The 11,286-nt window shown below is 71.1% G+C and carries 12 protein-coding genes and 1 riboswitch; all 12 genes read left to right on the top strand.

The window, feature by feature from the left end:
- Positions 1 to 3 precede the first annotated feature (3 nt).
- The 12 genes from gcvH (at position 4) to AB4880_RS24115 (ending at position 11,280) form a co-directional block, all read left to right on the top strand.
- Positions 4 to 393 (top strand): glycine cleavage system protein GcvH, encoded by a 390-nt coding sequence (gene gcvH / locus AB4880_RS24170; protein ID WP_367921779.1) that lies wholly within the window; start codon positions 4 to 6, stop codon positions 391 to 393.
- Between the two features lie 74 nt (positions 394 to 467).
- Positions 468 to 986: an FHA domain-containing protein gene (locus AB4880_RS24165; protein WP_367921778.1), complete on the top strand. Its 519-nt coding sequence runs from the start codon at positions 468 to 470 to the stop codon at positions 984 to 986.
- 5 nt (positions 987 to 991) lie between these two features.
- The gene (ftsR, locus tag AB4880_RS24160; protein ID WP_367921777.1) at positions 992 to 1,723 is read left to right on the top strand and encodes a transcriptional regulator FtsR; all 732 of its coding nucleotides are present in this window, start codon (positions 992 to 994) and stop codon (positions 1,721 to 1,723) included.
- A gap of 43 nt (positions 1,724 to 1,766) precedes the next feature.
- A complete protein-coding gene (locus tag AB4880_RS24155; protein ID WP_367921776.1) occupies positions 1,767 to 2,237 on the top strand; it encodes a bifunctional nuclease family protein in 471 nt (156 codons plus the stop codon).
- Between the two features lie 130 nt (positions 2,238 to 2,367).
- Positions 2,368 to 2,973, top strand: a complete 606-nt coding sequence (locus tag AB4880_RS24150; protein WP_367921775.1) for a MerR family transcriptional regulator — start codon at positions 2,368 to 2,370, stop codon at positions 2,971 to 2,973.
- A gap of 76 nt (positions 2,974 to 3,049) precedes the next feature.
- A riboswitch (glycine riboswitch) is annotated at positions 3,050 to 3,147 on the top strand.
- A gap of 78 nt (positions 3,148 to 3,225) precedes the next feature.
- Positions 3,226 to 6,048: an aminomethyl-transferring glycine dehydrogenase gene (gene gcvP, locus AB4880_RS24145; RefSeq protein ID WP_367921774.1), complete on the top strand. Its 2,823-nt coding sequence runs from the start codon at positions 3,226 to 3,228 to the stop codon at positions 6,046 to 6,048.
- A 21-nt stretch (positions 6,049 to 6,069) separates the two neighbouring features.
- Positions 6,070 to 7,425: a serine hydrolase domain-containing protein gene (locus AB4880_RS24140; RefSeq protein WP_367921773.1), complete on the top strand. Its 1,356-nt coding sequence runs from the start codon at positions 6,070 to 6,072 to the stop codon at positions 7,423 to 7,425.
- Positions 7,426 to 7,471: 46 nt separating this feature from the next.
- Positions 7,472 to 8,314, top strand: a complete 843-nt coding sequence (locus AB4880_RS24135; RefSeq protein WP_367921772.1) for an acyl-CoA thioesterase domain-containing protein — start codon at positions 7,472 to 7,474, stop codon at positions 8,312 to 8,314.
- Between the two features lie 174 nt (positions 8,315 to 8,488).
- Positions 8,489 to 9,061, top strand: a complete 573-nt coding sequence (locus AB4880_RS24130; protein WP_367921771.1) for a hypothetical protein — start codon at positions 8,489 to 8,491, stop codon at positions 9,059 to 9,061.
- Between the two features lie 16 nt (positions 9,062 to 9,077).
- On the top strand, positions 9,078 to 9,797 hold the full coding sequence (locus AB4880_RS24125; RefSeq protein WP_367921770.1) for a hypothetical protein: 720 nt from the start codon (positions 9,078 to 9,080) through the stop codon (positions 9,795 to 9,797).
- Between the two features lie 109 nt (positions 9,798 to 9,906).
- A complete protein-coding gene (locus AB4880_RS24120; RefSeq protein ID WP_367921769.1) occupies positions 9,907 to 10,542 on the top strand; it encodes a zinc metalloprotease in 636 nt (211 codons plus the stop codon).
- Positions 10,543 to 10,560: 18 nt separating this feature from the next.
- Complete coding sequence (locus AB4880_RS24115; RefSeq protein ID WP_367921768.1) at positions 10,561 to 11,280, top strand: hypothetical protein; 720 nt, start codon at positions 10,561 to 10,563, stop codon at positions 11,278 to 11,280.
- Positions 11,281 to 11,286 lie beyond the last annotated feature (6 nt).

The raw sequence follows: 11,286 nt of genomic DNA, 5'->3' as shown, positions 1-11,286 counted from the left end.
CCCATGAGCAACCCCGCTGACCTCAAGTACACCGTCGAGCACGAGTGGCTCCGCCGGCCGGGCGAGGCCGCCGGCTCGGTGCGTGTGGGCATCACCGACTACGCCCAGGACGCCCTCGGCGACATCGTCTACGTCTCGCTGCCCGAGGTGGGCGCCAGCGTCGAGGCCGGCTCGTCGTGCGGCGAGCTCGAGTCGACCAAGTCCGTCAGCGACGTCTATGCGCCGATCACCGGCGAGATCGTCGCCGTCAACGAGGCGCTCGACGCCACGCCCGAGCTGGTCAACACCGACCCCTACGGCGCCGGCTGGCTCTTCGAGGTCGTCCCCGCCGACGCCGGTCAGATCGAGGGTCTGCTCGACGCAGCGGGATATGAGGCCCAGCTCGACACCTGATCCGGTAGGTTCGTAAGTGAGTGGTGGGGCGCGATGGCCCCACTGCTTCGATCCGTCCAGACGAGGAGTCCCTGATGCCGTTCTGCACCAACTGTGGTCGGCAGAACCCCGATGACGCGCGCTTCTGCTCCCAGTGCGGCACGCGCCTGGTGGCGGCCGACACCGCCCCGCCGGTGAGCGACGCGACCGCGACGATCCAGTTCGGCGGCGGTGCCGCGGCCGACCGGGTCGAGACCTCCGACCGCGCGCTCAGCGCCGTCGACGCCGCCGCGGTCGACGCCCTGCCCACCGGCCACGCCCTGCTCGTGGTGCAGAAGGGCCCGGGCGCCGGCAGCCGCTTCCTGCTCGACGCCGACGAGGTGAGCGCCGGACGCCACCCCGAGAGCGGCATCTTCCTCGACGACGTCACCGTCTCGCGTCGCCACGCGGTCTTCCGCCGCGACGGCGACACCTTCACGGTCGAGGACGCGGGCAGCCTCAACGGCACCTACGTCAACCGCGACCGCATCGAGAAGACCACGCTCAAGGACAGCGACGAGGTCCAGGTCGGCAAGTACCGCCTGGTCTTCTTCGCCGGACACGAGAGCGCCTAGGCGCGATGCCTGCTGCCGTCGCTCGGGGCGAGCGGGAGCCCCTGCTCAACATCGGGCAGGTGCTCGACCGACTGCGCGCCGACTTCGAGGACATCAGCATCCCGAAGATCCGGTTCCTCGAGGCCGAGGGGCTGGTCAAGCCGGAGCGCACCCCGTCGGGCTACCGGAAGTTCTCCGAGGCCGACATCGCCCGGCTGCGCTACATCCTGCGGATGCAGCGTGACCACTACCTGCCGCTCAAGGTCATCGGCGAGCACCTCGACGCCCTCGACCGCGGGCTCGAGCCGCCCGCGCCCGAGCCCGTCGTCCCCACCGTGCCCACCGTCGCCCTCGGCTCCGACGGTCTGCCGGCCCCCGAGTCGTTCCGTCGTACCGACCGACTGCGGCTCTCGCGCAAGGAGCTGATCAAGGTGGCCGACATCGACGACGACCTGTTGGGCCAGCTCGAGGAGTTCGCGCTGATCACCCCGTCCGCGACGGGGCACTACGACACCGACGCGCTGGTCATCGCCCAGACCGCGCGCGAGCTCGCCGACTTCGGCATCGAGCCGCGCCACCTGCGCGGCTTCCGCGCCGCCGCCGACCGCGAGGTCGGTCTCATCGCCCAGGTCGTCGCCCCGCGCAAGGGCCGCGACGCCGGCGCGGCCGCCCGCGCCGAGGAGGCCGTGAGCGAGATCGCCGCCCTCTCCGTCAAGCTGCACGCCACCTTGGTCAAGGCCGGGCTGCGCCGCATCTGACCTACGGGATCTGCGCCCGGGGTCGGAGCAGTAGGCTGGACGCATGCGCGAGGTCGATGTCATGGGCGTGCGGGTGGAGATGCCTTCCAACCAGCCGATCGTGCTGTTGCGCGAGGTCTCGGGGGAGCGCTACCTCCCGATCTGGATCGGCGCCGTCGAGGCGACCGCGATCGCCTTCGCCCAGCAGGGCGTCGTCCCGCCGCGGCCGCTCACGCACGACCTGATGAAGGACATCCTCGCCGCCACCGGCAACGAGCTGACCCAGGTCAAGATCACCGACGTCCGCGACGGCGTCTTCTACGCGACGCTGGTCTTCGCCTCCGGCGCCGAGGTGAGCGCGCGGCCGTCGGACTCGATCGCGCTCGCGCTGCGCACCGGCACCACCATCTACTGCGCCGAGGACGTCCTCGCCGAGGCCGGGCTCGCCGCGCCGGCCGAGGAGGAGGACGAGGTGGAGGCCTTCCGCGAGTTCCTCGACCACGTCTCGCCCGACGATTTCGGGCCGGGCCAATAGTCTCAACCTCAGGTTGAGATTGAGGGTTTTTCCCGACACGCGGGGCGACATCTTTGACCGGTCCGAGGCCACAGCCGTACCTTGGAAGACGTCGAATGACAGCAGTGCAACGCGCCCCGTGGAGGACCCCGTGAACGAGCAGCAGCCTGAGAAGGTCGGTCAGGACACCGCTGCGGCGACCGCTGTCGCCGAGGAGCAGGGTCTGCTCTTCACCGACGACGTATCGCCGCTGCCCAGCGACCTCGGCTACCGCGGTCCGACCGCGTGCAATGCCGCCGGCATCACCTACCGCCAGCTCGACTACTGGGCCCGCACCGGCCTGATCGAGCCCAGCGTCCGCGGCGCCAAGGGCTCCGGCTCGCAGCGGCTCTACAGCTTCCGCGACATCTTGATCCTCAAGATCATCAAGCGGCTCCTCGACGCCGGCATCTCGCTGCAGCAGATCCGCACCGCCGTCGGCCACCTGCGCGAGCGCGGCACCGACGACCTGACCCAGGTCACCTTGATGAGCGACGGCGCCTCGGTCTACGAGTGCACCAGCAGCGACGAGGTCATCGACCTGCTCCAGGGCGGTCAGGGCGTCTTCGGCATCGCCATCGGCGGTGTCTGGCGCGAGATCGAGGGCACCCTGGCCCAGCTGCCCAGCGAGTCGGCCGCGGAGTCCACCGCGGACGCCGACGCGCCGGTGGCGGGCGACGAGCTCGCAGTGCGCCGTGCGGCGCGCAATGTCGGCTGAACCGCCGACCCCACTGGCCGACTGACGAGCAGGAGCCCGCGCACGCGGGCTCTTGCTGTTAGTCTGGACCTGCTGTTGATGCTGCACGGGAGAGTCCAGACTCCTTCGTGATGCTGGCGCCGAAGGGGCAATCCCTCCCCGGAACCTCTCAGGCGCAAGGACCGTGCAGAGCAGGCAACTCTGAAGTCGCGCTGGTGCGACGACAGAGGGGGAGGCTTCGATCATCCGATCCCAAAGGAAGCCACCCAGCCCATGAGCGCACCCTTCGTCAACCGTCACATCGGCCCCGACGACAGCCAGGTCGAGTCGATGCTCGACCGCCTCGGCTACGCGTCCCTCGACGCCCTGATGGAAGCGGCCGTGCCGAAGTCCATCCGGTCGACCGACCCGCTCGGCCTCCCGGCCGGCGTCAGCGAGGAGACCGCCGCCGCCGAGCTCCGCGAGCTCGCCGGCGCCAACGTCCCGGGCGAGCCGATGATCGGTCTCGGCTACCACGCGACCGTGACGCCGGCCGTCATCCGACGCAACCTGCTCGAGGACCCGAGCTGGTACACCGCCTACACGCCGTACCAGCCGGAGATCTCGCAGGGTCGGCTCGAGGCGCTCATCAACTTCCAGACGATGGTCGCCGACCTGACCGGCCTCACCACCGCCGGCTCGTCGCTGCTCGACGAGGGCACCGCCGCGGCCGAGGCCGTCGCCCTGGCGTTCCGCGCCAACCGCAAGGCGAGCGGCCCCTTCGTCATCGACGCCGACGCGCTGCCGCAGACGCTCGACGTCGTCCGCACCCGCTGTGAGGGCATCGGCATCGACGTCCTCGTCGCCGACCTGAGCGAGGGCCTGCCCGAGGGCGACGTGTCCGGCGTCCTCATCCAGTACCCCGGCGCCAGCGGCCGCGTGCCGACCATCAAGCCGGTCATCGACGCCGTCCACGAGCGCGGTGGCCTCGCCGTCGTCGCCGCCGACCTGCTCGCGCTGACCCTGCTCGAGGCGCCCGGCGCGCTCGGCGCCGACGTCGTCGTCGGCTCCGCGCAGCGCTTCGGCGTCCCGCTGTTCTACGGCGGCCCGCACGCCGGCTTCATCAGCGTCCGCGAGGGCCTCGAGCGCCAGCTCCCCGGCCGCCTGGTCGGCGTCTCCGTCGACGCCGAGGGCCGCCCGGCCTACCGGCTCGCGCTGCAGACCCGCGAGCAGCACATCCGCCGCGACAAGGCGACGTCCAACATCTGCACCGCGCAGGTGCTGCTCGCCGTGACCGCCGGCATGTACGCCGTCTACCACGGTCCCCAGGGCCTGCGCGAGATCGCCGGCGACATCCACGAGCTCGCGGGCCGCGCCGCCGCGGCGCTCACCAACGCCGGCCTCGAGCTGGTCAGCGACACCTTCTTCGACACCATCCAGGTGCGCGTGCCCGGTCGCGCCGCCGACGTCGTCGCGGCCGCTCGCGCCGAGGGCGTCCACCTGCGCCAGGTCGACGCCGACACCGTTGGCATCGCGTTCGGCGAGACCGCCGACGCCACGACCCTGGGGGCGCTGCACACCGCCTTCGGTGTCACGCCGGCCGAGGCGACGCCCCTCGCCGGCCTGCCTGCCGACCAGCGGCGCGCGACCGAGTTCATGACCCACCCGGTGTTCAACACCCACCACAACGAGACCTCGATGCTGCGCTACCTGGCGCGGCTCTCCAACCGCGACTACGCGCTCGACCGCGGCATGATCCCGCTCGGCTCGTGCACGATGAAGCTCAACGCGACCACCGAGATGGAGCCCATCTCGCTCGCCGGCTTCGCCAACCTGCACCCGTTCGTGCCGGCCGCCGACGCCGACGGCTACCGCCGGATGATCGACCAGCTCGAGGAGTGGCTCGCCGTGGTCACCGGCTACGACCGGGTCTCGGTGCAGCCGAACGCCGGCGCGCAGGGCGAGTTCGCGGGCATGCTCGCGATCCGCAACTACCACCGCGCCAACGGCCAGGACCAGCGCGACGTCTGCCTGATCCCGTCGTCGGCACACGGCACCAACCCGGCGTCCGCCGTCATGGCCGGCATGCGCGTCGTCGTCGTCAAGGCCGAGGACGACGGCACCGTCGACCTCGACGACCTGCGCGCCAAGTGCGAGCAGTACTCCGACACGCTGGCCGCGATCATGGTCACCTACCCGTCGACGCACGGCGTCTACGAGGAGACCATCACCGAGCTGTGCGACCTGGTCCACTCCCACGGCGGCCAGGTCTACATCGACGGCGCCAACTTCAACGCGCTGCTCGGCTACGCCGCGCCCGGCAAGTTCGGCGGCGACGTCTCGCACCTCAACCTGCACAAGACGTTCTGCATCCCGCACGGCGGCGGTGGCCCCGGCGTCGGCCCGGTCGCGGTGCGCGAGCACCTGGCGCCGTACCTGCCGACCCACCCGCTCCACCCCGACGTCTCGCGGCGCGAGGGCACCGGCGCGATCAGCGCGGCGCCCTTCGGCTCGGCTGGCATCCTGCCGATCTCGTGGGCCTACATCCGGATGATGGGCGGCGAGGGCCTGACCCGCGCCACCGCGGTCGCCGTCCTGTCGGCCAACTACGTCGCGGCGCGCCTCGGCGAGCACTTCCCGGTGCTCTACCGCGGCGAGTCGGGCCTGGTCGCGCACGAGTGCATCCTCGACCTGCGCGAGATCACCAAGCAGACCGGCGTCTCGGTCGACGACGTCGCCAAGCGGCTCATCGACTACGGCTTCCACGCCCCGACCATGTCGTTCCCGGTCGCGGGCACGCTGATGGTGGAGCCGACGGAGTCCGAGGACCTCGCCGAGCTCGACCGGTTCTGCGACGCGATGATCGCGATCAAGGGCGAGATCGACCGGGTGGCCGCGGGGGAGTGGGACGTCGACGCGTCGCCGCTGCACCACGCGCCGCACACCGCCCGGGCGCTTGTCGGCGAGTGGGACCGCGCCTACTCCCGCGAGGTCGCGGTCTTCCCGGCCGGCATCACCGTCGACAAGTACTGGCCGCCGGTGGCCCGCATCGACCAGGCCTACGGCGACCGCCACCTGGTCTGCGCGTGCCCGCCGGTCGACGCCTACAACGACTGACCCGGACGCTCACCGACCCGGATGCTCACCCACACCCACCGCTACGACGCCGTGCTGGCGTCGCTGCAGGCCGCGGGGCGGCTGCCGTCGATCACGGCGGCGGTCGCCCGGGGCGGTGAGGTGGAGTGGCGCGGGTCGGTGAGCGTCGACCCTTCCGGCTTGTCGGACTCTCCCGGCGTGAGGTCCGCCTACCGGATCGGGTCGATCACCAAGACCCTCACCGCGGTCCTCGTCCTGCAGCTGCGCGATGCCGGCCGGCTCGCGCTCGACGACCCGATCGGTGACCTGGTGCCCTGCGGCGACTACGGCTCGGCTACCGTGCGCGAGCTGCTGTCGCACACCTCCGGCATGCAGAGCGAGCCCTCGGGGCCGTGGTGGGAGCGCATCGACGGCGGCTCCCTCGACGACCTGCTCGCCGCCAACCCCGGGGCCGGCCGGGTCGCCGGGCCGGGGGAGTTCTACCACTACTCCAATCTCGGCTTCGCCCTCCTCGGCGCCGCCGTGTCCCGCCTGCACGACGTGCCCTGGTGGGAGGTCGTGCAGCAGCGGATCCTCGTGCCGCTCGGCATGACACACACGACCTACCTGCCACCGGCCGACCACGCCCGCGGCAGCAGCGTCGACCACTTCGCCCACACCCTCGTCCGCGAGCCCCACGCCGACACCGGCGCGATGGCGCCTGCGGGCCAGCTGTGGAGCACCGTCGACGACCTGCTGCGGTGGGCCGACTTCCTCGCCGTCGGGCATCCGGAGCTGGTCCCGGCCACGACGCTGGAGGAGATGGCCGCGCCTTCCTTCGGCGGCGGGGAGGGGCCCGCCGGTGCGGGGGAGTCCTACGGGCTCGGGCTGCGCCGGGTCCGTGTCGACGGGCGGACGCTGGTCGGCCACACCGGGTCGATGCCCGGCTTCCTGGCCTCGCTGTTCGTCGACCGCGAGACGCGGGACGCGGTCGTGGCTCTCGCCAACGCGACGACGGGACTGGCCACGGACCAGGTCCCGGCGGCGCTGCTGACCGACGCGCTGCCCGCCGTACCGGAGGCGGTGGCGGTGCCGTGGCGCCCGTCGACCTCGCCCGTCCCGGCGGCGGTGGCCGACGTGCTGGGCGTGTGGTTCTGGGGCAACACCGGCTTCGGGTTCGAGTGGGCCGACCAGACGCTCGTGGGGCGCGACCTGCGCACCGGCGAGATCGAGGAGCGGTTCCGCCTCGCCGACGGCGTCTTCGTGGGCATCGACGGCTATCACCGCGGCGAGATGCTCCGGCTGGTCCGTCACGCCGACGGTACGGCGAGCCACCTCGAGTGCGCGACCTTCGTGTGGACGCGGTCGCCGTACGACCCCCGGGCGCCGATCCCCGGAGGCCCGCCAAGCGCCACGTGACGGACGTGACAGTCCACGGCGTTGACCGAACGGGCATGATGGGAGCGTGAACGAGAACACGTTCCAGTTTTCCTGGTTCCAGCAGTCCGACGCCGGCTTCGAGCCGCTGCCGCTCGCCCAGAGCCTGTGGCGGTCCGACCAGATGCACGGCGTCGCGGTGAGCGGGCTGCTCGCGCGGGCGATCGAGCGCGCCGTACGGGATGCCGGGCGGGACGAGCTGGTCCCGGCGCGCTACCACGTCGACCTGTTCCGGCCGGCGATGATGACCACCACGACGGCGTCCGCGCGGATCGTCCGGGAGGGTCCGCGCCTCGTGCTGCTGGACGCCGTCGTCGAGCAGGACGGCGAGATCGTCGCGCGGGCGGGCGCCACCTTCCTGGCGCCCTCCGCCCCCGCGTCCGGCGAGGTCTGGGCCGCGCCCGACGATCGCCCGACGCCCCCGCCGGCGGACCGGCTCCCGACGCCGGGGGAGCACCACGTGCCGTGGTTCGCGAGCGAGCAGCCGTGGTCGGACAGCTTCGGCGACCACCAGAACGCCGGGCGCCACCAGACCTGGCAGACGGCCGTCCCCATCGTCCTCGGTGAGGAGTGCACGCCCTTCCAGGCCGTCGCGTCGATCGCCGACGCCACCAGCATGGTCACCAACTGGGGCAGTGCCGGCGTCGAGCACATCAACACCGACATCGACCTCGCCCTGTGCCGCACCCCCGACAGTGCCCGCCTCGGCCTGCGCGCGCTCGACCACGTCGCCTCCGACGGCATCGCCGTCGGCACCGCCGAGGTCTTCGACAGCACCGGCCCGATCGGCACCGCGACCGTCACCGCGCTCGCGAACACCCGCCGTACCGTCGACCTCTCCGGCGGCGTGGAGGCGCGCGGCTCGGCCTGAGCCTCACCATGCCCCTGCCCGACAAGGTTGCCGGACGGCCCTTGTCTCTTCGGCAACCCTGACTTACTCTCCTGGCCTCATATATTGATCAGAGGGCTGGGGGGCTCGGGTATGGACCTGGTATCGAGACGTGCAAGACCTGGCGCGCTGCGGCGACGCGGAGCGGCCTCGGTCGTGTGGGCGCTGCTGATCGCGGGCGTCACGACGGTGACCGTCGGCGGACCGGCGTCCGCCGACGGATATCCGAACGGGTGGTATCCGGACAAGGGCACCTATCACTCCTTCTGCTTCAGCCTCGCCTTCGCGCAGTACAGCGGTCTGGTCAGTCGGGCGCGCTACTCGATGGACAACAACGACGGCGTCGAGGCCCAGACCGTCGTCAACACGCTCGAGCAGTCGTGTGCGTCCGCCACCGACGTGGTGTTCCGGATCGCCGACCTGCACGGCAAGTACTACGGCTACACCAACTGTCTCCGCACCAACGCCAACGGCTACTGCGACTCGTGGTCGGTCGACATCGACTGGGAGATCATCAAGCAGAACGCGGCGAACGACGGCTACGAGGCACGCCACACGCTGTGCCACGAGATCGGGCACACCCTCGGCGTCCAGCACTACTTCTCCGGCGCGTCACCGGACGGCGCCACCAACTCCTGCATGATCAGCGGCCTCGCGGACAGCGGTGCCGCATGGACCCGCACCTACGGCGCCCACCACCGCTCCCACATCAACAGCTGGTTCGCGTGACCGGAGGGGAATCGACATGCGGATGAAGAAGACGGGTCTCACCCTGGCAGCACTGCTTGCTGCGACCACACTGGTCGGCTGCGGCGCCGAGGACGGATCGCAGAAGGTGGTCGACGCGCCAGCGAGCGCCGCACCCGGTGGAGCGGGCGACGCTGATGGCGGCTTCCTCAAGAGCCTCCAGGATCGGGGTGACCTGGTGACGGTGTACAGGTCGCTCGAGGAGGCCGCTGCGGCGGAGTCGATCGTGGCAACCGGCGTCATCGACCGTGTTGCCGCGGGCCGGACGACGGTGCAGACGACCGCGCCGGGGCTCGAGGCCCGTGATCAGACGGCCGTGGTGCGGATCCGGATCGTCCGGGTCTACAAGGCCGCCGACGTCAAGCTGGACGACGCGTTCGCGTACGTGACGCTGCGGCGAGGTGCTGAAGCCACCGCGGCCGACGGCGCTCCCATCGGGGCCGGTCCGTCGACCGTCACGTCCATCGGTGCCTTGGGCAAGGCGCTGCCGAGTGGCACGCGCGTCATCCTCGTGACCTCACCGGTACCGCCACCGCGCCCGGGCGCGGACTCGGGACGGGTGGTCACTCCGGAGGCCGGTACCAGCCATGGGGCACCGCTGCTCGAGGGGGACGTCTCTCAGCTCTTCTCCATCGAGGACGGCGACGGGCGGCTCACCGGCTGGCCCTCGATGACGTACGACGACGCGGTCGCCGCGCTGGAGAAGGCCTTCCCCTGAGCGCACCTCGCGTGGGCGTTCGGCAGGTTGCCGGACCGCGGTTGTGTCCTCGAGGGGGGCGACCTACCGTCCAGGCCTCACACCACTCACAGGGGCTAGAGGCTCGGGTATGGACCAGAAGGCGGGGCAGGCACGGCGTCGCGGGCGACGCGGGCGTGGCGCGATGGGGGTGGGGCTGGCCGTCCTGACCGTCGCCGTGACCACGATGACCAACGGCGGACCGGCGTCCGCCGATCCGTATCCCAACGAGTGGTACCCCGACAAGGGCACCTATCACTCGTTCTGCTTCACGCTGGCCTTCGCGCAGCACAGCGGTCTGGTCAGTCGTGCCCGCTATTCGATGGACAACAACGACGGAGTGGAAGCTCAGACCGTCGTCGACACGGACGAGCAGAGTTGCAGCGCGGCCACGGACGTCGTTTTCCGCATCGGAGACCTCCACGGAAAGGCCTACGGCTCCACGGACTGCGTCCGGTGGAACGGCAACGGCTATTGCGACTCCTGGGCAGTCGACATCGACTGGGAGGTCATCAAACAGGACGCCGTCAATGACGGCTATGCGGCCCGGTTCACGCTGTGTCACGAGATCGGTCACACGCTCGGCGTCAAGCACTACCCCGCGGGTTCGTCGCCGGACGGTGCCACGAACTCCTGCATGCTCAGCCTGCTGACGGACACGGGGGCTGCATGGACCAGGTCCTACGGCGCACATCACCGCTCGCACATCAACAACTGGTTCGCCTGACCGGAGGGAGAAGCTGACATGGGGATCACGACGAAGAGCCTCGCGGCGGCGGCGGTGTTCGCAGCGTTGACGCTGGCCGGGTGCGGCACCGAAGGTCACACGCAGAAGGTGGCCGATCGTTCGAGCAGCACCCGCGTCGGGCCGTCAGGAGAGGTCGATGCGGCATTCCTGGAGCGCCTCCAGGATCGCGCCCTGCCTGCCGTCAGGTCCGGGTCGCTGGCTCAGGCGATCGCTGCCGAGCCGGTCGTGCTGACCGGTGTCATCGACGGCGTCGAGGCGGGGCCGACGACCGTCCAGGCCATCTCGACCGAGCTCGACACGCGCGCGCACACGGTGGTCGTGCGGGTTCGGGTCGAGCGGGCGTTCAAGTCCGATGGCGTGAAGCTGGCGGCCGGGTTCGCCTACGTCACGATCAGGAGCGGCAGCGAGATGACCGATCATGATGGTGCCGCGATCGGCGACGTCCCGTCGAAGAACCCGACCGTGGCCGACATCGCGAAGGCGATGCCGGCCGGCACGCGGGTCGTGCTGGCGACCAGGCCGACTCCGCCGCCGCGGGCGGGCGCTGAGTATGGCCGGGTCGTCGATCAGGATGCCGGGCATCCGGCGGGGGCGGCGCTGCTGGAGGGTGATCTGCCGCCATTCTTCTCGATCGAGGACGGCGACGGGCGGCTCACCGGCTGGCCCTCGATGACGTACGACGACGCGGTCGCCGCGCTGGAGAAGGCCTTCCCCTGAGCGGAC

The organism is Nocardioides ginsengisoli (assembly GCF_039537225.1).
In the GTDB taxonomy this organism is placed as follows: Bacteria; Actinomycetota; Actinomycetes; order Propionibacteriales; family Nocardioidaceae; genus Nocardioides; species Nocardioides ginsengisoli.
This window is presented reverse-complemented; position numbering and strand designations above follow the sequence as displayed.

Coding starts and splice junctions, on each gene's coding strand:
- AB4880_RS24140 (WP_367921773.1), top strand. CDS start 6,070: ATGCTCACCCACACCCACCGCTACGACGCCGTGCTGGCGTCGCTGCAG.
- AB4880_RS24165 (WP_367921778.1), top strand. CDS start 468: ATGCCGTTCTGCACCAACTGTGGTCGGCAGAACCCCGATGACGCGCGC.
- ftsR (WP_367921777.1), top strand. CDS start 992: ATGCCTGCTGCCGTCGCTCGGGGCGAGCGGGAGCCCCTGCTCAACATC.
- AB4880_RS24115 (WP_367921768.1), top strand. CDS start 10,561: ATGGGGATCACGACGAAGAGCCTCGCGGCGGCGGCGGTGTTCGCAGCG.
- AB4880_RS24120 (WP_367921769.1), top strand. CDS start 9,907: ATGGACCAGAAGGCGGGGCAGGCACGGCGTCGCGGGCGACGCGGGCGT.
- AB4880_RS24125 (WP_367921770.1), top strand. CDS start 9,078: ATGCGGATGAAGAAGACGGGTCTCACCCTGGCAGCACTGCTTGCTGCG.
- gcvH (WP_367921779.1), top strand. CDS start 4: ATGAGCAACCCCGCTGACCTCAAGTACACCGTCGAGCACGAGTGGCTC.
- gcvP (WP_367921774.1), top strand. CDS start 3,226: ATGAGCGCACCCTTCGTCAACCGTCACATCGGCCCCGACGACAGCCAG.
- AB4880_RS24155 (WP_367921776.1), top strand. CDS start 1,767: ATGCGCGAGGTCGATGTCATGGGCGTGCGGGTGGAGATGCCTTCCAAC.